Annotated in this window: 20 protein-coding genes and 2 pseudogenes; 11 read left to right on the plus strand and 11 right to left on the minus strand. The window is 67.9% G+C overall.

The window, feature by feature from the left end; translation table 11 throughout:
- Nucleotides 1–9: 9 nt before the first annotated feature.
- Together BEK98_RS03920 and BEK98_RS03925 are read left to right on the plus strand one after the other, a co-directional pair.
- Nucleotides 10–1,170, plus strand: a complete 1,161-nt coding sequence (locus BEK98_RS03920) for an iron-containing alcohol dehydrogenase (protein ID WP_094214940.1) — start codon at nt 10–12, stop codon at nt 1,168–1,170.
- A gap of 48 nt (nt 1,171–1,218) precedes the next feature.
- Entirely contained in the window at nt 1,219–2,229 is a 1,011-nt protein-coding gene (locus BEK98_RS03925; protein ID WP_094214941.1) for an enoyl-CoA hydratase/isomerase family protein, read from the plus strand.
- Nucleotides 2,230–2,564: 335 nt separating this feature from the next.
- Here BEK98_RS03925 and BEK98_RS03930 read toward each other — a convergent pair whose 3' ends face one another.
- The 4 genes from BEK98_RS03930 to BEK98_RS03945 all read right to left on the minus strand — a co-directional run bounded on the left by BEK98_RS03930 (nt 2,565) and on the right by BEK98_RS03945 (nt 6,926).
- Entirely contained in the window at nt 2,565–3,578 is a 1,014-nt protein-coding gene (locus tag BEK98_RS03930; protein ID WP_094214942.1) for an NADP-dependent oxidoreductase, read from the minus strand.
- Nucleotides 3,579–3,675: 97 nt separating this feature from the next.
- Nucleotides 3,676–4,587: an alpha/beta hydrolase gene (locus BEK98_RS03935; RefSeq protein WP_094214943.1), complete on the minus strand. Its 912-nt coding sequence runs from the start codon at nt 4,585–4,587 to the stop codon at nt 3,676–3,678.
- Between the two features lie 185 nt (nt 4,588–4,772).
- Nucleotides 4,773–5,642 carry an alpha/beta fold hydrolase gene (locus BEK98_RS03940; protein ID WP_094215058.1) on the minus strand — a complete coding sequence of 290 codons (870 nt, stop codon included), beginning with the start codon at nt 5,640–5,642 and terminating at the stop codon, nt 4,773–4,775.
- Between the two features lie 432 nt (nt 5,643–6,074).
- Nucleotides 6,075–6,926: an alpha/beta fold hydrolase gene (locus tag BEK98_RS03945; protein WP_094214944.1), complete on the minus strand. Its 852-nt coding sequence runs from the start codon at nt 6,924–6,926 to the stop codon at nt 6,075–6,077.
- Between the two features lie 447 nt (nt 6,927–7,373).
- On the opposite strand from BEK98_RS03945, the gene BEK98_RS03950 reads away from it, so the two are divergent.
- From BEK98_RS03950 to BEK98_RS03970, 5 genes are all read left to right on the plus strand, one after another.
- Nucleotides 7,374–7,976: a TetR/AcrR family transcriptional regulator gene (locus tag BEK98_RS03950; RefSeq protein WP_094214945.1), complete on the plus strand. Its 603-nt coding sequence runs from the start codon at nt 7,374–7,376 to the stop codon at nt 7,974–7,976.
- A 148-nt stretch (nt 7,977–8,124) separates the two neighbouring features.
- Nucleotides 8,125–8,397 carry a zinc-binding dehydrogenase gene (locus tag BEK98_RS03955; protein WP_341868949.1) on the plus strand — a complete coding sequence of 91 codons (273 nt, stop codon included), beginning with the start codon at nt 8,125–8,127 and terminating at the stop codon, nt 8,395–8,397.
- Between the two features lie 105 nt (nt 8,398–8,502).
- Complete coding sequence (locus BEK98_RS03960; RefSeq protein WP_094214947.1) at nt 8,503–9,372, plus strand: alpha/beta fold hydrolase; 870 nt, start codon at nt 8,503–8,505, stop codon at nt 9,370–9,372.
- 204 nt (nt 9,373–9,576) lie between these two features.
- On the plus strand, nt 9,577–11,046 hold the full coding sequence (locus tag BEK98_RS03965; protein WP_094214948.1) for an amidase: 1,470 nt from the start codon (nt 9,577–9,579) through the stop codon (nt 11,044–11,046).
- Nucleotides 11,047–11,124: 78 nt separating this feature from the next.
- Nucleotides 11,125–12,369 (plus strand): NADH:flavin oxidoreductase/NADH oxidase family protein, encoded by a 1,245-nt coding sequence (locus tag BEK98_RS03970; RefSeq protein WP_094214949.1) that lies wholly within the window; start codon nt 11,125–11,127, stop codon nt 12,367–12,369.
- A 448-nt stretch (nt 12,370–12,817) separates the two neighbouring features.
- On the opposite strand, the gene BEK98_RS03975 is transcribed toward BEK98_RS03970, so the two are convergent.
- Both BEK98_RS03975 and BEK98_RS03980 read right to left on the minus strand, forming a co-directional pair.
- Nucleotides 12,818–13,771 (minus strand): SDR family NAD(P)-dependent oxidoreductase, encoded by a 954-nt coding sequence (locus BEK98_RS03975; RefSeq protein ID WP_341868950.1) that lies wholly within the window; start codon nt 13,769–13,771, stop codon nt 12,818–12,820.
- Nucleotides 13,772–14,398: 627 nt separating this feature from the next.
- Nucleotides 14,399–15,178 carry an MBL fold metallo-hydrolase gene (locus tag BEK98_RS03980; protein ID WP_094214951.1) on the minus strand — a complete coding sequence of 260 codons (780 nt, stop codon included), beginning with the start codon at nt 15,176–15,178 and terminating at the stop codon, nt 14,399–14,401.
- A gap of 483 nt (nt 15,179–15,661) precedes the next feature.
- On the opposite strand from BEK98_RS03980, the gene BEK98_RS03985 reads away from it, so the two are divergent.
- Together BEK98_RS03985 and BEK98_RS51235 are read left to right on the plus strand one after the other, a co-directional pair.
- Nucleotides 15,662–15,880 carry a hypothetical protein gene (locus BEK98_RS03985; RefSeq protein ID WP_244201734.1) on the plus strand — a complete coding sequence of 73 codons (219 nt, stop codon included), beginning with the start codon at nt 15,662–15,664 and terminating at the stop codon, nt 15,878–15,880.
- Between the two features lie 52 nt (nt 15,881–15,932).
- Nucleotides 15,933–17,011, plus strand: a pseudogene (locus BEK98_RS51235) (IS630 family transposase).
- A gap of 92 nt (nt 17,012–17,103) precedes the next feature.
- Here BEK98_RS51235 and BEK98_RS04000 read toward each other — a convergent pair.
- Both BEK98_RS04000 and BEK98_RS04005 read right to left on the minus strand, forming a co-directional pair.
- Nucleotides 17,104–17,598: a MarR family winged helix-turn-helix transcriptional regulator gene (locus BEK98_RS04000; RefSeq protein ID WP_094214952.1), complete on the minus strand. Its 495-nt coding sequence runs from the start codon at nt 17,596–17,598 to the stop codon at nt 17,104–17,106.
- A gap of 131 nt (nt 17,599–17,729) precedes the next feature.
- The gene (locus tag BEK98_RS04005) at nt 17,730–18,956 is read right to left on the minus strand and encodes an acyl-CoA dehydrogenase family protein (protein WP_094214953.1); all 1,227 of its coding nucleotides are present in this window, start codon (nt 18,954–18,956) and stop codon (nt 17,730–17,732) included.
- 63 nt (nt 18,957–19,019) lie between these two features.
- On the opposite strand from BEK98_RS04005, the gene BEK98_RS04010 reads away from it, so the two are divergent.
- Both BEK98_RS04010 and BEK98_RS04015 read left to right on the plus strand, forming a co-directional pair.
- Nucleotides 19,020–19,847: an SDR family oxidoreductase gene (locus BEK98_RS04010; RefSeq protein ID WP_094214954.1), complete on the plus strand. Its 828-nt coding sequence runs from the start codon at nt 19,020–19,022 to the stop codon at nt 19,845–19,847.
- 113 nt (nt 19,848–19,960) lie between these two features.
- A complete protein-coding gene (locus BEK98_RS04015) occupies nt 19,961–20,845 on the plus strand; it encodes a hypothetical protein (RefSeq protein WP_244201736.1) in 885 nt (294 codons plus the stop codon).
- A 22-nt stretch (nt 20,846–20,867) separates the two neighbouring features.
- Here BEK98_RS04015 and BEK98_RS04020 read toward each other — a convergent pair.
- The 3 genes and pseudogenes from BEK98_RS04020 to BEK98_RS49815 all read right to left on the minus strand — a co-directional run.
- Nucleotides 20,868–21,887, minus strand: a pseudogene (locus BEK98_RS04020) (DEAD/DEAH box helicase); the annotation flags it as partial.
- A 56-nt stretch (nt 21,888–21,943) separates the two neighbouring features.
- A complete protein-coding gene (locus BEK98_RS50805) occupies nt 21,944–22,069 on the minus strand; it encodes a hypothetical protein (protein ID WP_279635448.1) in 126 nt (41 codons plus the stop codon).
- 291 nt (nt 22,070–22,360) lie between these two features.
- Entirely contained in the window at nt 22,361–22,951 is a 591-nt protein-coding gene (locus BEK98_RS49815; RefSeq protein WP_244201737.1) for a hypothetical protein, read from the minus strand.
- Nucleotides 22,952–23,353 lie beyond the last annotated feature (402 nt).

The raw sequence follows: 23,353 nt of genomic DNA on the forward strand, positions 1-23,353 counted from the left end.
AGGGCCCCCATGATTGCCAGCCTTTCCCTGCCCCGGATCCTGCGCGTCGGACGTGGCGCCGTCGGTGAACTGGGCGATGTGGCCACAGGGCTGGGCCTGCGCCGCCCCCTGCTGGTGACGGACGCGTTCCTCGCCGGAACCGGTGCGGCGGAGCGGCTGATGACGACGTTGAGGGAAGCCGGTCTGCAACCGCGCCTGTTCGCCGAAACCGTCCCGGATCCGACGACCGACTCGCTGGGCGCGGGACTGGACGTCCTGCGTGAGCACGAGGCGGACTCGGTGATCGGATTCGGCGGCGGCAGCCCGATGGACACCGCCAAGGCCCTCGGCCTGCTGGGCGTCCAGGGCGGGCGGATGCGGGACTACAAGGCCCCGCACACCAACCTCGGCCCGGCACTTCCGGTGATCGCGGTCCCGACGACCGCCGGCAGCGGCTCCGAGGCCACTCAGTTCACCGTCATCACCGATAGCGCCACGGACGAGAAGATGCTCTGCACGGGGCCCGCGTTCCTGCCGGTCGCCGCCGTCATCGACTTCGAGCTGACCCTGTCGATGCCCTCGCGCCTGACCGCTGACACCGGCGTCGACGCGCTGACACACGCAGTCGAGGCGTATGTGAGCCGCAAGTCCAACCCGTTCTCGGACGGCCTTGCCCTGAACGCGATCCACACCATCGGCCGCCACCTCCGCCGCGCCTACGCCGACGGGGAAGACATCGAGGCCCGCGAGGCGATGATGCTCGCCGCGACCCAGGCCGGCATCGCCTTCTCCAACTCCAGCGTGGCGCTCGTCCACGGCATGAGCCGTCCGATCGGCGCTCACTTCCACGTCGCCCACGGCCTGTCGAACGCGATGCTCTTCCCGGCCGTGACGGCGTTCTCCGTGCACGCGGCCGAGAGCCGGTACGCCGACTGCGCCCGCGCGCTCGGAGCCGCCGACGACAGCGACAGCGACGCCGGGGCCGCCGGGAAGTTCGTGGCGGCACTCCGTACCCTGTGCAGGGACCTTGAGGTGCCCACGCCGCAGACCCACGGCATCGACAAGGACAAGTGGTTGCGGCTGTTGCCGCTCATGGCCGAGCAGGCGCTCGCGTCCGGGTCTCCCGCCAACAACCCGCTCGTACCCACCGCGGACGAGATCCAGGATCTGTATGCGCAGATCTACGCCTGACACAGCGAGGACGGGCCGTGATGACCCCGGAGTACGGAGTGCCGATCCATGGCTGACGCCGCAGAGAACGACGTTGTCATCGACGTCCACCGGGGTGTCGGCCGGATCCTGCTGAACCGCCCCAAGGCGCTCAACGCCCTGACGACCGGCATGGTCGCCGCCATCGACCGTGCGCTCGTCGCGTGGGAGGGCACGCCGCTGTCGGCCGTGGTGTTCGCCGGCTCCGGAGCGAAGGCCTTCTGCGCCGGTGGGGACATCCGCACGATCCGCGAGTACAGCCTCGCCGGCGATGCCGACGCCAGTGAGCGGTTCTTCGCCACCGAATACCGGCTCAACGCCCGGATCGCCGCGTACCCCGTCCCGATCGTGTCGCTCATCGACGGCGTGTGCATGGGTGGCGGCCTCGGCCTGTCCGTCCACGGTGCCTTCCGCGTCGTCACCGAGAAGGCGGTACTCGCGATGCCCGAGACCGGGATCGGGTTCTTTCCGGACATCGGGGCCAGCTACTTTCTGCCCAGGCTGCCCGGCGCGATCGGCATGTACCTGGGACTGACCGGACACCGGCTCGACGCGGCCGACGCCCTGTACACGGGGCTGGCTACGCACTTCGTCGCCGGGGACAGCCTCGACGCGGTCGCGGACGCCCTGGCCGACAATCCCGGCGACCCGGTGGACGTCGTCCTGAACCGCCTGGCCGGCTGTTCCCCCGTGGCGGGGAGTGGGCTGGCGAAGGTACGCGGCGAAGTGGACTGGGCGTTCGGCGCCCCGGTGCTCGGCGAGATCGAGAAACGCCTGCACCACCTCGGCACTCCATGGGCTGTGGCCGCGCTGACCGCCCTGGAGGCCGCCTCGCCGCAGAGCCTGGAGATCACCCACGCCCTGCTGGCCCGGGGCAGGCAGCACACGTTGCGCCAGTGCCTGGACACCGAACTCGCCCTCACGCGCACGGTGATCCGGACGCCGGACTTCCTGGAGGGCGTCCGCGCGGCCCTGGTCGACAAGGACCGCAGTCCCGCATGGCGACGCGCAGCGGACGACGCCCGCACCCAGCCGACCTGACGATCTCCGGGTGCGGGCGGGGCGTCGCCCGGCCGGCTCTGGTCCCCGGGCGGGCTCTCCGCAACGGGGGGCATCACGATCGGGCGCGGGGAAGGAGCGCCGCCCGGCGACTCGGGCGTTTCCGAACTCGCCGCGACAACGCGCCATGAAGCGGCCGCAGTTGCCGAGCCGCACCACCGTGACCGACATTCCGTCAGCTCCTCAAGCAGGTGGAAGCGCCGGGCGCCCCGAACGGGCGCCCGGAGACCGACGACCGGGCTCAGCCCGTGGCCGCCGTAGGGTCGCCGACCGCAGGCCGTTCGACCNNGGTCGAACGGCCTGCGGTCGTCCCGTTCTCAGTCGTTCTCGGGGACCATCGAGACGACGACCTTGCCGGCCTTGGTACGGCCCTGCTCGACGTGCGCCATCGCGTCGAGCGTCTGGTCAAACGGGAAGACCCGGTCGATGACCGGGCGGAGCTGCCCGCTGTCGTAGAGACCGGCGAGTTCGCGCAGCTGGGAGCCGCTGGCCCGCATGAAGAGGAACTCGTAGCGCACACCCAGCGACCTGGCCTGCTTGCGGATCTTCCGGCTGAGAGCGTTCATCACCACACGGAGGAAGGAGGGAGCGCCGAGTTGCTTGGCGAACCCGGCGTCCGGCGGGCCGACGACACTGATGGCCAGGCCGCCGGGCTTCAGCACAGTCAGCGACTTCTTGAGGTTCGCCCCGCCCACGGAGTCCAGCACCAGGTCGTAGCCGGACAGCACCTTCGAGAAGTCCTCCTTGGTGAAGTCGATGACGAGATCGGCGCCGAGGCTCTTGACCAGTTCCTCGGTGCCGGGGCCCGTGGTCGTGGCCACCGTGGCGCCGAGGTGCCTGGCGAGTTGGACGACCGTCGAGCCGAGACCCCCGGAGCCGGCGTGGACAAGCACCTTCTGTCCCGGCTGCACGCGGGCGCGTTCGACGAGAATCTGCCAGGCGGCCAACCCCACCAGCGGGACCGCGGCGGCCTCCTGGAAGGTGAGCGACTGCGGCTTGGGCGAGACGTCGTCCTCGTGGATCGCGACGAACTCCGCGAAGCCCCCGATCCGCAGGTCGCGCGGACGGGCGTAGACCTCGTCGCCGACCTTGAAGTGACGCACGCCGGAACCGACCCTCGTCACGACGCCCGCCACATCGTGGCCGAGCACGAAGGGGCGCTTGTACTTCAGGAGTTGCTTGAACTCCCCGTTGCGGACCATCTTGTCCAGCGGATTGATGCTGGTGGCGCTCACTCTTACCAGAACGTCGCGATCCCCTACGGTGGGTTCGGGCACTTCCGCAGCGCGCACACCGTCCTTGTCGTACTTCTCGACGACGAATGCCTTCATGTCAGTCAGCCTTCTGCGTGATCTTCTCGGTGGTTCTCTTGGTGGTTCTCTTGGTGGTTCTCGTGTCGATCGATACAGCGGTGAGCCCGTCCTCGGCTCACTTGCCGAGGTGGGTGCGGAGCCAGCTGCCCATCTGCTGGATGGCGTGGTCGACCTCGGGGACGCGTCCGGCGCCGAGGACGAAGGAGTGCTGGCCTTCGGGCATGGGGTGCACCTCGGTGGTGACCTTGAAGTCGGCCAGACGCTGGGCGAGCTGGGCACCGTCCTCGGCGAGCGTCTCGTACTCGCCGTAGTGGACCTGGGTGGGGGGCAGGCCGGTGAGGTCGGCGTGGACGAGGCTGACGGCGGGGTCGGCGAAGTCGAGGCCGGGCTCCTGGAGCCAGGCTCCCCGGAAGAGTTCGAGGGTGGCCCTGCTGAGCATCTTGTCGGTGGGCTCGTTGGCGTCCACGGCGGGGTTGGAGATGGTGAGGTCGGTCCAGGGCGAGACGCTGATGATCGCGCCGGGGGTGGCTTCGCCCTTGGCGAGGAGGCGCAGGGGGAGCATGACGGCCAGGGTGCCGCCGATGGAGTGGCCGGTGCTGCCGATGTTCCTCGGCTCGTAGCCCTGCGAGAGCAGCCAGCGGTAGGCGGTCTCGGCGTCGTCGAGCTGGGCGGGGTAAGGGTGCTCCGGGGCGAGGCGGAAGTCGACGACGAGGGAGCGGGCGCCTGCGGCCTTGGCGATGTGGCCGGCGGCCTTGCGGTCGGAGTGCATGGAGGCGGTGACGGAGCCTCCGAAGTGGAAGTGGAGCAGCGCCTTGTCGGGGTCGGCGTTCTCGGGGATGGCCCACAGGGCTGGGACGCCGCCGGCGTCGACCTCGGCGTAGGTGACGCCCTCGGGTTCGGTGGCGGCCTTGTGGTTGGAGTCGACGATGTCGCGGATGATCGCCAGGTCCAGACCGGGGGTCGCGGACTTGGCGCTGACGCTTGCGAGGAACTGTGCGAACTGCTGTGCCTCGGGGCTGACTGCCATGGTGATGCTCCTGCTCTGATCAGTGTGCTGTGAGAGGTGTGAGAGGTGCTGTGCTGTGTGCCGGGTGCGGCTGAATCGGTGTGCTGCTCTGGACGCTACTTGCTGAGTATCAGAAAGTAAACTCAGGTCGACCGACGGATGCTCGACGTCGGCTGCACTGCGCGCCCACTTCCGTCGCCGAGCGACTACTTGCGTTCGAGGAACTCGAGAGCCGTCTTCACGAACTCCTGGTGGAACTGGAAGATGCCGCCGTGGCCGGCGTCGGGGTAGAGCACCAGCTCGCCGTTCTGCACCCGCCGGGCCAGGTCGACCGAGTTCTGCGTCGGGACCATCCGGTCGGCCTCACCGTTGGCGACGAGCACCGGCTGGCTGATGCCGGAGAGGTCGTGGGGCCGCTGCACTCCCCAGCGGCGAATGGCCTTGAGCTGGGCACGGTACGCCCCGAGCCGGATCGCCTTGTCCCGGTCGCGGGTGCGCTCCTTCAGCCGGGCCAGGAACTCCTTTCCGGCGCGGCGTCCGTTGGCGGTGCGTGTGAAGAACAGGAACTGCTTCGGGTCCTGAAGGGTGAACAGCGCCCGGACGGTATCCAGATTGGACAGCCTGGTCACGTTCTTGATGCCCTCACCGCCCGCGGGACCGGTACCCGTGAGGATCAGCTTGCGGACGAGTTGCGGCTCCCTCTCCACGACCACCTGGGCGATCATGCCGCCCATCGAGAAGCCGTGGATGTCGACGCGGTCGAAACCGAGCGCGCGGATGAAGGTGACGGCATCCTTCGCCATCTCCTGGATGGTGCGCGGCGTGGAACCGGTGGAGGCGCCGACGCCCCTGTTGTCGAACGTGATGACCCGATGCCTGGCGGCGAACCCGTCGACGACCCGGGGATCCCAGTTGTCGAGCACCCCGGCGAGGTGGTTGAAAAAGATCACCGGAACGCCGGACCGCGGACCGAGGTCGCGGTAGGCGAAGGTCACCCCTCCGGCGGCGACAGTGCGGTTCGGAGCGTCCTTGTACGACGTCACCACGCCAGCTCTGACTTCTTGCGAATCGCTCATGGTCATGCCCTTCATTGCGGGGTTTCCGCGAGCGAGCGCCCACTCCTCCAGAAGGAGGGGACGCGGAGCGGTCACCTGCGTCTCCCGGCTGCGGCTGCAGCCTGCGGGGGTCGACGATCACGCGGGGCGTCGAGGACCACGGGAGCAGGAACTCCGAGTGGTCACGCCCTCTGGATCACGTCGACCATTGGATTATGACCGTAATTTCATGAGGCTGCAAGGCGTACGCGTATCCAGCAGGGCAACAGTCCGCGCGTAGGCCGTCTCGACGGGAGGGCGCCACCGGCGACGTATCGGCTCCCGACCAGGTCGCCCAGTGGGGTCGTACGGGCAGACAAAGTGGTGCCGCCTCACGTCACTGTGAGACGGCACCGGCAGAGGCAGCCGACCACCACCCCGCATCGTTCGCGGCAGGCGTCGGAGCGGCGCGGGTCAGGCAGCGAGGAAGTCGGCCACCTGCCTGGTGAAGACCCTGGCGTACTGGAAGAGGAAGGCGTGACCGGCGCCGCTGTAGAGGACGAGAGTCGCGTTGTCGAGGTGCTGGACGGCGACATAGGAGTTGTGGGCGGGGATCATGACGTCCTCCAGGCCGTTGGCATAGAGGACGGGGTGCTTGATGGCCTCCAGTTCCGCTTTGACCTGCTCGAAGGGCGCAGACAGAAGAGCTCCCGCCGCGGCGAGCATGCCCTGCGCCGCCGCCTCGGAGGCCGGAGGGCCGCCGACGGCGAGCCGGGTCGAGACGTGGTCGAAGTGCTGCAGCCCCGAGGCGCGGGCCGCTTCCGTCTCGGGATAGAAGAGGAACAGCATGTCCTCCAGGTCGGCGTCGGGCTTGGCCATGATGCCCAGGACCTTCTCACTGAAGTCCGGCGCGCCCGGGACCCAGCCGGCCGGGCCACTGCCGGCCACGATGAGCTTGCGCACCAACTCGGGGCGCCGCAGGGCCACACGCTGGGCCACGATGCCGCCCAGGGACCAGCCGAGCAGGTCCACGTGCGTAAGGCCGAGCGCCTCGATGAACTCGACGGCCCCCTCGGCGAACCCTTCGAGGGAGTCACGCGGTTCGCCGTCGGTATAGCCGACGCCGACGTTGTCGAACAGGATCACGTCGTGGTCGGCGGCCAGGTAGTCCAGGAACTCCGGGTCCCACCAGTCGATCGTCCCGCGGAACCGGTTCAGCAGGACCAGCGGGACGCCGCCCTGCGGACCCAGCCGCCGGTAGGTGAAACGCGCGGAGGGGCCTTCGACGGTGAGGTCCTCGGCCTTGTCTGCCAGATACGTACTCATACTGTCCTTCTCATGTTGGCGGGTGCGTGACATCTCGCGATATCGCTCGCGGCGACACCGGCACGGAGAGGCCAGGTGCACGGATCGGAACTCGCCTCGCCGAGCCGGGCACACCGGACCGACATGGCGCACCAGATCCTGGATCCGTCCGGGAACGCCCGGTCCCCAGCTCGGCCACAGCGGCAGTCTTCGCTTCACCGGCCGCATCGGCCCCCATGAAGGCCCGCCGCTGCGGAAGGCCGCCCCAGGCCTACCGACCCGCCCGGATCACTCACCACCGGCATAGCGAGATAAAATTACGTCCATAATATTATGAAGGGAGAGGTTGAGACCGCAAGAGGGCCACCACCCGGGTCCTCGCCGAAACCCCGGGAAGCGGCCACCACCGACCGACCCGCCCCCGGCACCGGAGGGTGATCAGCCCACCCAACAAGCGAAGGAGAATGCGTGCGATACAAGGAAGAGCACAACGAGGCCACCAGGCAGCGGATCATCGAGGCAGCCGGCCGCCGGTTCAAGCGGGACGGCATCGACGGCTCAGGCATCGCGACGCTCATGAAGGACGCGGGTCTGACCAATGGCGCCTTCTACACCCACTTCACTTCCAAAGACGAGCTCGTGGCCACCGCGGTCGCCGACCAACTCGAGGCACAGAACGCCAACGTCGTCGCGCACGCGGCACCCGGCCGCGCGGGACTCGAACAGATCGTGCGCTGGTACCTGTCCGCCCAGCACCGCGACAACACCGAATGGGGCTGCCCCTCCGCCGCACTGCTCGACGAGATCACACGCTGCGCAACCCCGACCCGACAGGCATACACCGACGGAGTACTCGCCGTCGCGGACGGGATCGCCACCCGCCTGGCACCCGACGACCCACTCTCGGCCCGCACCAGGACGCTCACCGCCTACGCCATGATGGCCGGGGCACTGCAGCTCTCCCGAGCCCTCGCCGACACGAGGCTCGCAGACGAACTCCTCGACCAGGGCATCCGCAACACCTTGGCCCTGCTGGACATCGAGCACGATCACGCTGGAACCACAGAGTGACCGACCCACGGAGCACACAGCGGCCGACGCCATCGGCGCTCCCGCCACGGCCGGACGAATGACCCACCCTCCCGCACACCACCCGGCCCGCACCACATTGCGGTTCACTCGTCGACCATTTAGAATTACGAATGTAATTTAATGAGTTGTGCCCCTGCCCGCTGAAGCGCACAGCCCGGGCCGGGCCATCGGACACGGTGCGGCCCGGCGGGAAGGTCATCAGTGTCGCGGCGCGACTTACTCATCCCTGTTCATGAAGGCCAACGGAGACCAACCGCGTGAGCTCACCCCTCTCATCGACGCCGGCGGGATCCGTCCCGTTGTCGACACCGCGTTCGCGTTCGAGTCGACCGGAGAAGCGCTGGAGTACCTCGCGGCAGGGCGCGCGACGGCCGGCAGGGTCGTGTCCAAGATGACGTGATGCAGCCCCGCAGGCCGGTGAAGACCCTCCGCATAGCGCCAGGACGACACCGCCACACGGCGACGAGAAGTCCCCCCGAAACCTCGCCACCAGAAGGACCCGACTATGACCACATCGCGGAATTCGCCCACCCACTCGGCGTCGTTCTACACGAACACGCCGACCCGTACCGTCTCCGTTCAGGGCGTGGACTTCGCCTACCGGGAACTCGGCCCCCGAGAAGGCGTGCCGATCGTCCTGCTGATGCACCTGGCCGGGGTTCTGGACAACTGGGACCCTCGCGTCGTCGACGGACTCGCCGCACGGCGTCGGGTCATCGCGTTCGACAACCGCGGGGTGGGCGGGTCGGGCGGCTCCACGCCGGACACGATCGAGGCGATGGCTCACGACGCGGTTCTTTTCGTCCGAGCCCTCGGGTTCGACCAGGTCGATCTGCTCGGTCTGTCCATGGGCGGTTTCGTCGCACAGGTCATCGCGGAGGCGGAGCCGCGCCTCGTCCGCAAGGTCATCCTGGCGGGCACCGGACCAGCCGGCGGCCCCGGCATCGACAAGGTCCCGGCACTCACCCTGCGTGCCACGCTCAAGGGCGCCCTGACCCGCCAGGATCCCAAGCTCTCCCTCTTCTTCACCGATACCGCAAGCGGCCGGCGGGCGGGACGAGCCTTCCTGAGACGACTGAAGGAACGCACACAGGACCGCGACAAGAACATCTCACTGCTGTCACTCCGCGCCCAGCTGAAGGCCGTCAAACGGTGGGGCCGCCAGTCCCCGTCGGACCTGTCGGTCGTCCGCCAACCGGTCCTCGTGGCGAACGGCACGAACGACAGCATGGTGCCCAGCCAGAACACGCTCACCCTGGCCGCACGCCTGCCCCGGAGCGAACTCGTCCCCCTTTTCCCGGATGCCGGACACGGCGGGATCTTCCAGTACCACGATGAATTCGTGACGAGAGCACTCGGGTTTCTCACGTCATGAGCCTGAGCGTCGCAAGGGAATGACCGCGCAGGACGAGAGCGGCAGCCCGCCGTCGCCGTAAGACATCGCCGTCCGTGATGGTGATCTCCAGGCTTGACCAGAAATCTACACAGACTCATAACATTACGATCATGCGCCAATAATCCGGCACATGGCTTCCCACCGCTGCTCACCTAGTCGGCGCAGACAGAAACGAGGCTCCCTATGCATGACCTTCCGTTCCAGTCAGCCGCGGATCAGCTCAGCGCACTGGCCTCGGGTGAGGTGTCGAGCGAGGAACTGCTCGATGTCTACCTGAGCCGGATCGGCGCCCACAACGCGCGGCTCAACGCGATCGTCACACTCGACACCGACCGAGCGCGGCGTGAGGCCAGGGAAGCCGACGCGAAGCGTGCGCGCGGGGCGGAACTCGGGCCGCTCCACGGGCTGCCGATCACGTTGAAGGACAGCTATGAGACCGCCGGCCTGCGAACCGCCTGCGGCCGTCCCGACCTCAAAGCCTACGTACCCGAACAGGACGCCGAGGCCGTACGAAGGTTGCGTGCCGCCGGTGCGGTGATCATCGGCAAGACCAACATGCCCGCGGGAAACCAGGACGTCCAGGCGGACAACCCGGTGTTCGGGCCCACGCTGAATCCGTGGAACACCACCCGCACGTCCGGAGGCTCCGCGGGTGGTGGCGCCGTGGCGACAGCAGCGGGACTCACCGCCTTCGACTTCGGCTCGGAAATCGGCGGCTCGACGCGCATCCCGGCACACTTCAACGGCCTCTACGGACACAAGGCGACCTGGCGGTCCATTCCGCTCATCGGCCACGTCCCAGGGGGACCGGGCGTGGGGCGTTGGGGAGAGATCGATCTCGCCTGCGCGGGCGCACAGGTGCGCGAGGCGCGTGATCTCGTCCCGATCCTCCGGGCGACAGTGGGACCGCCGGAGCGCGACGGCGGATTCAGCTACACCCTCGCACCGCCCCGGGCCAGCGAACTGGGCGGCTTCCGGGTCGCGGTGTGGACCGAGGATCCGTCGTGCCCCGTTGACGACGATGTCGCCGCCGCGATGGACGACGCGCTGAACGCCCTCAGGACAGCTGGCGCGAAGGTCGATGTGAGGCCCACCAGCCTCCCTGTCTCCATGGCGACCAGCCATGACGTCTTCCTGCGCCTGCTCTTCGGTGCGTTCACCTACGACCGGTCCGGTCTGACCCCGGCCTCCAACGCCGCGCTGCTCGCGCGGGTCGTCCAGCGCCCTCGCGGAGAGGCGATGTATGCGCTGCGGGGCACCTTCCAATCCCACTACAGCTGGCTCCAGGCGGACGTCGAACGCCATGAGCTCCGGCAGCGATGGACCGAGTTCTTCCGGGACTTCGACGTCCTGCTCATGCCGGTCACCTCGACGACAGCGCCGCCTCACCACGACAAACCCATCGACAGGTTCGGACGCCGGATCCAGGTGGACGGGCAATCCCGCCCCTACTGGGAGCAGGTCAAGTGGAGCGCGATCGCCAACGTGGCGGGCTCCCCCGCGACGACCGTCCCGGTCCGGACGGGCAGGGACGGCATGCCCGTCGGGCTGCAGGCGATGGGGCCGAGCGGCGGCGACCTCACCACGATCAAGTTCGCCGAGCTCCTGGGCCAGGAGCTCGCGGGCTACCAGCCCCCTCCGGCTTTCGCGTGACCGTCCGTCGAGCCGCACCACCGCCCCGAACCCGGTCCTCCAAGCCGTGCCGACACCACCACCCCGAGGAAACCGCCGATGAACACGCTGGACACCCCGCTCGCCCTCCCCAACGGCCAGGTACTCCCGAACCGTCTGATGAAGTCCGCGCTCAGCGAGGCGCTGGGCGACAGGAACAACTCACCGGACGAGCGCCTCGGCCGCCTCTACTCCACATGGGGCAGAGGCGGGTACGGCCTGATGATCACCGGCAACGTCATGGTCGACCGAGCACAGCTCGGCGAACCGGGCAACATCGTCATCGAGGACGCGCGTGACCTTGACGCGCTCTCGCGCTGGGCCAAGACCGCCCAGGACTCCGGCGTCCCGATCTGGGCCCAGCTCAACCATCCCGGACGCCAGGCCAATCCCCTGGCTCTCGGACACACACCCGTGGCACCCAGCCCGGTCGCACCGAACCTGCCCGGCGCCAGAACACCGCGCGAGCTGCGGCCGGCGGAGATCGAGGAGATCATCGAGCGTTTCGCCACGGCCGCGGCCGTGTGTGAATCTGCCGGCTTCAACGGCGTGCAGGTGCAAGGTGCCCACGGGTACCTCATCTCTCAGTTCCTGTCCCCGCTGTCGAACCGGCGCGACGACGACTGGGGCGGCGACCTCGAAGGAAGAATGCGTTTCGGTCTCGAAGTCGTCCGGCGCATCCGCGCCCGTGTCTCGCCCGGTTTCGCGGTCGGCGTCAAACTCAACTCCGCCGACTTCCAACGCGGCGGCTTCACCGAGGACGAGTCGCGTGCCGTACTCGCCTCCCTCGCCGGGGAAGGCATCGACCTCATCGAGGTCAGCGGCGGCAGCTACGAGTCCATGGCCATGAGCGGCGCGGCGGCCCCCAGCACCAGGGCACGCGAGGCGTACTTCCTGGAGTACGCCCGTACGGTGCGCGAGCTCGTGGGGGACATCCCGCTCGCCGTCACCGGCGGATTCCGCACCCACGAAGCCATGCAGGGGGCCGTACAGGCCGGCGAATGCGACGTGGTCGGCATCGGTCGGCCGACGATCACCACGCCGGACGCCGCCAGGCTCATCCTCGACGGAAGAGCCGAGACACTCACCGCACACCGGATCAGCTACGGCATGAGAGGCCTGCTGGGCAGGATCGCCGACCTCAAGGCGCTCGACGGGGTGTTGGACCTCAGCTGGCACACCGACCAGATCCACCGCCTGGGGAACGGACTGCGCCCCGACCTCGGTCGGGGGAGGCTCGCCACCACCATCGCGATGGTACGGCGAAACGGGCGTACGTCCTTCCGCGCCAAGCGTGGCGGCTAAAGAGAGCCGACCGACAATCCCGACCACTCACGCCCCGTCTTTCCCGCCGAGTGGTCGGCTCGCCCGACAACACCTCACTCACAGCCGGACGGCACCACCATCCGCTCGGGCCACGAAGTGCCGTTCGGCTCCTGAGCCCTTCACCCACCCGACGCGTACGGGCCTGCGACCTGTTGCCGCCCTCCCCGGGCTCGATCGGAGACCTCGTGGTCAACACGCGATGATGGAGTCCCTCTCAGCGCACGTAGAAGGTCAAGCTACTCGGCCGCAGACGGTGGCCCACCCGCCTAACGGCTGTCCACCCCACTGTTCCGGCAACGTAGATACTCCGCATCCTCCATCAGTCGCCGAGCGGTTTGAACGCCGCGAGCCCGAACTCAGACAGACGACTGCCCTGGTGCGAACGCGCTCGCGGCGATCCGGGGCGGCGGCCCTGATGCCGGCGGCCTCAGCTGGTCAGGAGATCCTCACCCACGCGGGCGTCAAGGCTCGCGACGAGGCTCTGGATTTCCCCATCGGCGGCCATGCGAGCATCCAGGACGGGCGAGAGAATGCCGCGAAGAGCCGAGACCGCCGACCACCGGCGGGGGCGGACCACCCTCGCGTCCCGGCGGGAGAGTCCGGCGACGATGGCACGCGCCGCGCTCTCGGGGCTGATCCGCTTGTGGAGCACCTTCGGCAGGGTGTCGAGCAGCGCCTGCGCCGCGGGATCCTCATCGATGCTCTGCCGGATCATGTCCGTATTGATCATGGCGAAATAAGCCGTCGTGACACTGACCCCATGAGCGGCGAGTTCGACCCGCAGTCCTCGCCCAAGCTGCTCGACGGCCGCCTTGCTCATCGCATAGGGCACCGTCCCCGCGCCGTTGACGTAGGCGAACACCGACGAGAGCAACACAATGCGACCCGCGCTGCCGATGATGTGGGGCAACGAGGCATGGACGGTGTTGAGCACGCCCCCGACATTGATGTCGAAGAGCCGATGCATCCGGGCAGGCGACGAGGCGCGCAACGTGGCCCCCTTGGCGGCCACACCCGCGTTGGCAATCACGATGTCGAGGCAGCCGGCCTCCGCTACCACTCGCTCCACGGCTCCCGAGATGTCTCCCAGCTCGGTGACATCACCTCGAAGGACGGTGATGCCATGGTCGGCCGACCGGCCCGCGTCCGGCTGGAGGTCGACCACGAAGACATGAGCGCCTTTGTCCCTCAGTCGTTGTGCGGTCGCGGCACCCAACCCCCGGGCTCCGCCGGTCACCAGCGCGACCTTCCCTGCTATCGAAGTCCTCTGCCCGGATCTCACCATGACACCTCCCTGAACACACCCCACGTCCCTGGGGCGAAATGCCGATACAACTGCAGGTCCGCGCGGCCAGGTCATAGTATGACGTTCGTAATTCATTGCCAATAGGGTGACGCCGGAGCCTTCCACACTGTCCGCTGAAGGACGCGATGTACACGATCCGCGTCGTGTTCGGCAACTCGGGCCCGCCTGGCGGACGAACCGGTACCGACCGCACGGAAAGGAGGAACACTTCGACCGTGCGATGAACCCCCGGGCCCGACGGGAGGCGGAATCGATCCCCGGCAGCGGCGGACAGACCTCGAGGAACGCGTTGCCGGTGGTGTGCCGACTCGCCTGGAACAGCTCGGCGTCGGTGATTCCTTTACGCAAATGCCCCCGCGCCGATCACGGGGCGCCGTGAACGACCTCGCCGCCGCGCTGCTCTCTCCGAAGTCCATGGCCAGGAATTCGACTGCGCCCGCTCCGTGAAGGTCAGGAAGAGCGACGAGGTGATGGATGTGTCGACGCCGGCTGTCCGGCGAGTCCATCCGTCGACCCGAATGGCCGGCAGCGGCAGAATGCGTACAGCCTGCCACGGCCACAGGTCAGCCGAGCCAAGTTCCGTCTACTCATCCGAGCTGCGACCATCCCCAGCATTGCACAACTGCCGGAAAGCGCCGTCGGTTGCCCGGCTGCTGCCCGCTCGGCGAACTGACGCCGATGCCGGCTTGGAGGTCGAGGCGGTCAGGTGGGCCGAGTGCCGAACAGGTAGTAGTTGCCGATGTCGATGATGAAAGGAATTCGGCGGGTGGGGAATCGCTCCATGATGGCCTGCTTGTACGCCTCGCCGTCGTCGCCGAGGAGTTCGCGGGCGGCTTTCAGGTACTCGGCCATCTCGACGAGCACGGCCTGCCCTGCAGGGAGCCCGTGTCCGGGCAGGACCGTGTCGTAGGCCGGGTCGGCGAGGTCCTGCAGAATGTCCTGCCAGCGATCGATGTCGTTGTGGCCGACGAACACGTGGGTCCCGTTGTAGACGAGGTCCTGTGCCACCAGCAAGCCGTGCTCGGGCAGCCGGATCACCAACTGGTCGGCGGTCTCACCGCCGGAGACGGCTTCAAAGACGAACGGAACGCCGTCGATGACCTCAACAGCGGGAGCGATCGGGACGGTGGGAGCCACCTCCGCCGCCAGGATCGGGATGCCGTTGAGATCCTGAAGGTCGCCCCTCGCCGCCATCTGATCGCGTACGACCGGCAATGCGTGAATGGGCGCGTTGAAGCGGGCCGCACCCTGGAAGTGGTCCGGGTGCTCGTGGGTGATGATGAGCCGGTCCAGCGGCTTACCCAGCCCGTGGGCGTACTCGACAACCTCGTCGGCGTCCGCGACGTTGATCTGACCGTCCACCGCGACGATCCGGCTCGGGGTCTCGATCAGCTGGGTGGTGACGTTGATGCTGGCGTCGGGAGCCATGTAGCTGTGCACCCGCACATTGCCCTTGTCGATGACGGTGATTGCGCCCTTCATTGCCCTGCTCCGTCCCACGGTCCGCCCGGTGATGCGGTACGGCAGGTCCAACCAGCCACTGCGACTGGTCGCGACAGCCCCACACCCCTTTGACTTACGCTCGATTAGCTTACGTCCATAAGACCATAGTGTGAGATAGAGATGGCGCACAATGGCCCTTCGGGAATCTGCGCGGGACAGGTACAAGCGACCTCGCCGACCTTCGCCCCCACCACCAAGGGCCGGGTCTGCCTAAGAAGTTATTGTCTTTACGGGCTTGAAGGCTGCGCTTGCGCTGGTCCGACATAAGACCGACTGCCCCATGGGAGTGGTGGCACGATGCGCCATCACCCCTGTGGAGGTTATGGATACCGTCGATGCCGGGCTGCTGGAGCAGCGCGAGGTCGCTGCTCGCCGTCGAGTAGACGAGCCGCGAGAGGAAGCAGCTACAGCAGGCTCGGCTCCGACCATCGCACGGTGCTCCCGCGCGGAGATCGTCAAGGTGTGGCGGAACACGGGCATCGGATCACCGCGGCGATCGCCTGCCATGTGGCCCGCGCTGACGGAAGCGTCGAGCAGTTGGCCCAGTTGCTGCTGCATCCCGATCACGAGGGTGGCCGTCACGCCCGGCACATCGCCCTGCGCTCCGGGCAGTCCCGCGCGCTGGAGTACATCCACCGGGTGTTGGCCTGCGCCGTTACTGACTTCGGCTCGTCAGGGTGAGCTTACCTGAAGTCTCTGCTGGGCCTGGGGTAGTGGCTGTATTCCGTGGTGTGTGAGGTATGCGGATGGAGGCGGGCTAACCCCTGCGGGACGTCAGCGCCGGGAGACGGTGCGGTTGCAGGCGGCCAAGCTGTTCGAGCAGAAGATCAAGCCGCCCGAGGTGGCACGGCGCCTGCGGGTGAGCCCGAAGTCGGCCTACCAGTGGCATCAGTTGTGGCGGGACGGCGGCGTGCAGGCGCTGGCCTCCCGCGGCCCGAGTGGATCGCGATGCCGGCTGTCCCCGCGCTGTCTGGAAAAGCTGGCCGCATACCTCGATGAAGGACCCGCCACGCACAGATGGGTGGAAGACCAGGCGTGGACCGCCGCCCGGGTAGCCACGCTGATCGGCAGGAAGTTCCACATTTCCTACAGCGTTTCGGGAGCCACGAGGCTGATGCACCGGCTCGGCTTCAGCCCGCAGGTCCCTGCGCGGCGGGTCGCCGAACGCGACGAGCAGGCCGTGACCCTGTGGAAGGAGGCGACCTGGGCCGAGGTAAAAGGGCCCGGGCGGCCTGCGGGGGCTACATCTGCTTCGAGGACGAGGCAGGCTTCACGCGACAACCGCCCAAAGGACGCACCTGGGGCCGACGCGGCTACACCCCGCAGGTGACGGTGAGCGGTCGGACGCTCAGGACGCCTGTCGGTGGCCGGGCTGATCGCCATGCGGCCCGGCTCCCGCACCCGGCTGTGCCACCGCCTGCGCACCCACCCCGCGGGCAAAGGCAAGCGCCGCAGCATGGGCGAGCGCGACTTCATCGCACTGGTCGACGGCGTCCACCAGCTCGTCAAGGCGCCGATCGTGCTGGTCTGGGACCGGCTCAACACCCACGTCTCCCACGCCATGCGTGAGCTGATCACCGAGCGTGACTGGCTGACGGTCTTCCTGCTGCCCGCCTACTCGCCGGACCTGAACCCCGTCGAGTGGGTATGGGCGCACGTCAGCGCAGTCTGGCTAACCTCGCCGTGGTCGCTCTCGACCGGCTCGAAGCCCTCGTACGCAACCGGCTCAAACGCCTCCAGTACTGCCCCGAAACCCTCGACGGCTTCATAGCGGGCACCGGCCTGACCCTCGACGACCCAGCCTCACCCTGACGAGCCGAAGTCAGGTAATGATCAGCGTTCCGGCAACCCGACTCCGCCAGGACCGGGGTATACCACTCCAACCTGGGGCGACCTTCTACCGTCTATGCCCGTTTAGCGCCGGTCTGCTCCCGGACGGTGTCGAACAGAGAGGTCAGAGCGGGACTCCCCGCGAGGCTGCCCAGCAGGACGTGAAGCGAGTGCCGTTCCGTGGTGCCCAGGTCTGCGAGAATTTCGCTGTCGAGATCCACGAGCGCACGGTTGAGATCGGCCAGGACCTTGCGCCCGCCGTCAGTGATATCGACGGCATACCGGCGCCGGTCCTGTGGATCGCGTGTCCGCTGGGCAAATCCTGCCCGCTCCAGGTCGTCAAGACTCGTCACCATCGTCGCCGGATCGATTCGCAGGAACGAGCCGAGTGCCAGCTGCGGCATCGCCCCGTTGTCCGCCAGGGCCTGCAGGACGCTGTAGTGCCGCACCCGCAGACCAGTCCCAGCGATACCGACCTCGGCGATCTTGAACGCCACCTGTCCGAGCTTCACCAGAAGGCAGATGGTGTGTTCGGCCACTGTCCCCGGTACCAGCGGAGCCTCGGACATCGTTTATCCCACCCATGGTTAGTCATACGTATGGTCTCGGCCCATCGTACGAGAGAGCCCGGGGCGGCTGGACCATGGCAGGGATCTCCATGCGCGGAAGACGGGCGCGGGGCAGGGCGTGAGCAGGGGCGTCAGCCGACGATGGTCCGGCCGAAGATCTGCCGGGCTATGACCCACTTCTGGATCTCGTTGGTGCCCTCGTAGATCTCGCCGATCTTGCTGTCCCGGTAGATGGCCTCGACGGGACCGGGAGTGCCGTCGGCGCCCAGTTCGCGCGCGAAGCCGAGGCCTCCGAAGGCCTGGACGGCGTCGCGTGCCATGTCCACGGACAGCTTGGTGGCGTAGTGCTTCGCCATCGCGGCCTCAGGTTCCGGGGACGGGTTGCCGGTGTCCAGGCGCAGGGCGGCCTTGGTGTAGAGGGTGCGGGCGTTCTCGATCTCGGTGGCCCGTTCGGCGAGCAGGAACTGCCAGTGCTGGTTGGCGGCCACCGGCTTGCCGAAGGCGTGTCGCGTCGACAGGTGGGCCACGGTGTGGTCGAAGGCGGCCTGCGCCATGCCGACCCCGGCAGCCGCGATGCCGATCCGGCCGTAGGCCAGAGTGGACAGCGCATGGCGCAGTCCGTGTCCCTCGGCGCCACCGAGGAGGTCGTCGTCGGTCAGGTGCACATCCGTGAAGCGGATGTCCGCGGTGAGCTGGCCGCGGTTGCCCATCTTGCGGTCGGGAAGGCCGACTTCCACTCCGGGAAGTGCCGTGTCGACGATGAACATGCTCAGCCGGGTGCCGGTGCGGGCGAGAACCACCACGAACCCGGCGACGGGCGAGTTGGAGATCCACCGCTTGTGGCCGTTCAGCACCCAGCCGGCCTCGGTGCGTATCGCCTCGGTCTGAACCGCCTGCGGGGACAGGTCACTTGAGGCGTTCGGCTCGGTGGTGGCGAACGCGCCGACCACTGAGCCCTCCGCGACCTTTCGCAGCCATCGCTGCTGCTGCTCCTCGGTGCCCTGCCGCAGGGCGTTGCCCGCCAGGATGCAGTGCACATCGAAGACGGCCGCGACGCTGCTGGAGTAGTAGGCCAGTTCCTCGATGGCCGCGGCGGTGGCGGTCGCCGGGTGGGTCAGACCGTCGCCGCCGACCTCGCTGGGGAAGGGGATCCGGAAGACCCCCGCAGACGCAAGCCCTTCAAAAACATGCCGGGGGAAGCCGTCCGTTCGCTCGTCGCCCCCCGCGATCGCCACGGCGTGCGGAGCCACTTCGTGCTCTGCGATCCGGCGCACGGCAGCGCGAACGGACTGTGTCTCTTTGGGGGCCAGGAGCTCGTGGTAGAGCCGGTCGATCTGGCGTGTGGGAGTGGAAGTCATACGCGGAAGATACCATTAGCATCACGTACCATTAGCTCGGCAATCTATTTTGGAGGTTCGACCATGACACAGACGCTGGCCGACAAGACCATCCTGATGTCGGGAGGCAGCCGCGGCATCGGACTCGCCATCGCTCTGCGCGCGGCCCGCGGCGGTGCGAACGTGGTGATGCTCGCCAAGACCGCCGTGCCGCATCCGAAGCTCGAAGGCACGGTCCACACCGCCGTTGACGAGATTGAGCGCGCGGGCGGCAAGGGGCTGGCCGTCGTCGGTGACGTCCGCGACGAGGACGATGTGCGCACCGCTGTCGACGCGGCGGTCAGCGCCTTCGGCGGCATCGACATCGTGGTGAACAACGCCAGTGCGATCGACCTGTCGTCGTCGGAGCAGCTGGAGATGAAGCGGTACGACCTGATGCAGGACATCAACACACGTGGCACGTTCCTGCTGAGCAAGGCCGCTATCCCGCACCTGCGCAAGGCGGGCAACCCGCACATCCTCACGCTCTCCCCGCCGTTGAACCTCGCGCCGCACTGGGTGGGGAAGCATCTCGGTTACACGCTGTCGAAGTACGGCATGAGTCTGTGCACCATCGGGCTCGCCGAGGAGCTCGCCGCCGACGGCATCGCCGCCAACTCGTTGTGGCCGCGGACCCTGATCGACACGGCCGCCGTGCGCAACGTGGTCGGCGGCGCCGGACAAGCCCGTAGTCCGCGGATCATGGCTGACGCCGCGTACGCCATCCTCACGCGTGACGCGCGGAAGTGCACCGCCAACCTGTTCATCGACGACGAGGTCCTGTCGGACGAGGGCGTCACCGACCTGTCCGTCTACAGCCCTGCTGGCTTCGAGGGTGATCTCGCACTCGACATATTCGTCGATCCGGCCTGACCCTCGACGACCCAGCCTCACCCTGACGAGCCGAAGTCAGTAACCGGGAACAGATCGCCGAACTCGTCGATGCTGCTGTTGACGCTGCCATGCTTGCCACGTATGGAGCATCGGTGAGCGATATCCTGCAGGTCCTGTTCTCGTTGGCCCAGTGGCCGCTGGCGCCTGAGGATCCGGATGCTGTGGCCGCCCATGCAGGTGCCGTACGGCAGCATCTGCATGACATGTTGCGTCTCGCGGATGAGCCTGACGGACCTGCCCGTATCGCCGCTGCTCAGGGACTGCTCACCGGTACATCCTCCGCGCTGCGGGCTGTCGACTGGAAACCGTGGCATGCGCGCAGCAGGCAGAAACGACTGGTCGTCCAGCCCCTGGCAGAACTCACCGATGGGCGGCTCGTTGTGGGCCCGCATCTCTGCTATGCGAGTGCAGGTATCTACGGCAACTTCGTGGCCCAGGGAATCCTGCCCTGGACACAGCCGCCGCCTCCGCGCCGGGTGGCAGACGCTCTGGAGGTGGTTCGCGACCGCAAGAACAGAGCCCTTGAGACCGAGGTGGCACAAACGCTCCGGGCAGCCGGCTATGTGGTCGTGGAGCGCATCCGGGAGCAGGATCCGCAGCGTCTCGGAGTCCCGTCGCTCCAGACCGAGATCGATGTAGTCGCTGGGCGCGGGGCCGACTCGGCCATCTGGCTGATCGAGGTGAAGGACCCAGCCGACGTGCACGTGACACCGGAGATCCGACGCCACCTAGACGGCTTCTACGTCGACCGCCGAAAACCGTGTTACGCGACGCAGCTCCAGCGGAAACTCGACGACCTCGCACCTTACGCCGACAAGGTGGCGGCCACCCTCGGCCTGCCGACGTCAGCTCAGCCGCGTGTGGTCAAGGCGATCTTTGTCACCCGCGCGCCGGTACCGGCGGGATTCGTCGGTGGCCCCTTCCAGTTCCACACCTTGAGGGATTTGGTAGCGGCTCTGGACGGCGCCAATCCTTAAGCGCAGTCCGGGGAAGCCGAGCTCAGCCGCCGCGCCGCACCCGGGCCGCCTCGCGGGCCTCCGCGAGCTTGCGGGCCTCGCTGCTCTTACGGGACGGCCTGCCACCAGAGCCACCCCTCGCGTCCTTGGTGCTGCCCAGGCCACGGAACGGGGCGTTGTGGTTCTTGGGGCGCGGTGCGGCCGCCCCGCGGTCAAGAGGCTGTCCGGAGGGGGCCTTGGCGTCGGTGAGGCGGCTCAGCTCCGCCTCTCCAGACCGGACTTTGGTGACCTTGGGGGTGACATCGGCGTCGGCCATGACCTGGCTCGTCTCGCGGCGCTGTCCCGACAGGACGAGGGTCACGACGGTGCCGGAGCGGCCAGCCCGGGCGGTGCGGCCCGCGCGGTGCAGATAGTCCTTCGGGTCGGTGGCCGGGTCGACATTGACCACGAGGTCGAGGTCGTCGACGTGCAGGCCACGTGCGGCGACGTTCGTCGCCACCAGCGCGGTGACCTGCCCGTTCTTGAACTGGGCCAGGGTCCGGGTGCGCTGCGGCTGGGACTTCCCGCTGTGCAGGGCGGCGGCCGCCACACCGCTGGCCCGCAGATACCGCGTGAGCTGGTCGACGCCGTGCTTGGTGTCCAGGAACAGCAGGACTCGGCCGTCCCTGGCCGTGATCTCCGTGGTCACGGCGTACCGGTCGGGACCGTGCACGACGAAGACGTGGTGCTCGATCGCGGAGACCGCGCCGGACGAGGGGTCCACGGAATGGACAGCGGGGTCGCGCAAGTAGTCCTGCACCAGCTGGTCGACGTCGCGGTCGAGGGTGGCGGAGAACAACATTCGCTGCCCGTCGGGACGCACCTGGTCCAGGATCTCGGTGACCTGCGGCAGGAACCCCATGTCACACATCTGGTCGGCCTCGTCCAGGACCGCGATGCGCACCCGTCCCAGCCGGCAGCCCTTACGGTCGATGAGGTCATGCAGTCGGCCGGGCGTGGCGACGACGATCTCGGCGCCGTCCCGCAGCACGGCGGCCTGCCGTCCGATGGACACTCCGCCCACCGCCAGCATGCGGTTGCCCGCGAGCCCGGCACTGCTGTCGATGCCGTACAGCACCTTCACCGCATCTTCGCCAACTGCACGACGTCATAGGGAGACAGGTCGAAGTACCGGAGCGCCGACGTCAGATCGAGCTGGACGGCATCGGGCGGAACAGCCTGGACATGGAGCGCGATACCAGACATCAGTTCGATGATATCCGATACGTTAATCAAACCCGCGTTCGATTACTCTAACCCCATGAGCCCTGGTCGGCGACTCAGATTCGAGCACAGCAGCAATTCTTCGGCTAGGCGAACGGCGGCTGCAAGGCACCCCAACTCCGCTTCCCCTGCTGGGCAGCGAAGTTGGGAGACACGACCCTCGCACCCCGCATTGAACCGCCGCTCTTCAGCGGCTGGCAGCAGGGAGAGGAGCAACAGTTGGCCACCAGCCTGACACGTCTCGCAACGAGGCTGACCTCGGGATTCGTCGCGTCAGCCACACCGCGAGATGACGCCGGCTCGGCCGTCGGCCTGACCCCTCTTCGACTGCATCTCCCAGTGCAGATCCCCTGAGGCAAGAGCCACGCTCCACGACGAGAGCGATGTCTCCAGCCGGTCGAGCATGGAGACAAGCGCCGTCGGAGCGAGCCCGCACTCATGCGCGATCCGGTCCGCCTCGACACACCCGCGACCGGTCGAAATATCCGCGTGTGCCGCGAGGCAGAGGAAGGCGAGCCGCAGAGACGGATCACCGGCACCCGCACACGCCGTGCGCAGCGCCCAGTCAGCAGCGCTTCTGCGGTCCGGACGCGCCGGGCACTGAGCAAATGCCGTGGCGTCGAGGATCCGAGCGACCGTCGCCCCGTCGGCAGAAGCGGAGGCGGTCGACGTTCGGCGGATCCACCGCGCCTGTTCCAGTTCGTTCCACGGGAGCGGATCGCGAGCAAGGCGAAGGCCGCGCAGGAGCCCAGCCGGCAAGCGGACCTGCCCCTCGGAGTCCATGCGCAGTGCGCACTGCACAGCGAGCAGCCGGGCTTCGGCGCCGGTGTGACTCGGGAGGGCTGCAGCCAAGTAGCTGAGCATCTCCCGCACCCGAATCTGACTGCCGGGCCCTTTGGGGCGCCGTCCGCGGCGACATGCGGTACCGCCCGGCAGTGTCACGTCGGTACGCAGGAAGGTTTCCGGGACCACGGCGGCCTGCGCGGTGGCCGATGCGCAGGCGGCGCATGCATCCGCAAGGCGCCAGCGCCGTCCGCCCTGCTCGCGGGCAAGAAGTAGCCGGATAGGACCTGCGCAGCCGCGGTGACGCGGATGCCAACGGCAGCCTCGCTCGTGGCACTGGCAAGTGCGCATGTACGGCGGCAGGATGTCGCGCCGGGCATGTCCAGCCAGATGCCCGAGTGCCGCAGCGCGCGCGGACACCGCAGCGAGCAGCGCGTCTCGGTAGTCGCACTGCTGACACACCAGCTGAGGCCCGCCAGAGCC

This window comes from Streptomyces diastatochromogenes (assembly GCF_002242805.1).
GTDB classification, from domain to species: Bacteria; Actinomycetota; Actinomycetes; order Streptomycetales; family Streptomycetaceae; genus Streptomyces; species Streptomyces diastatochromogenes.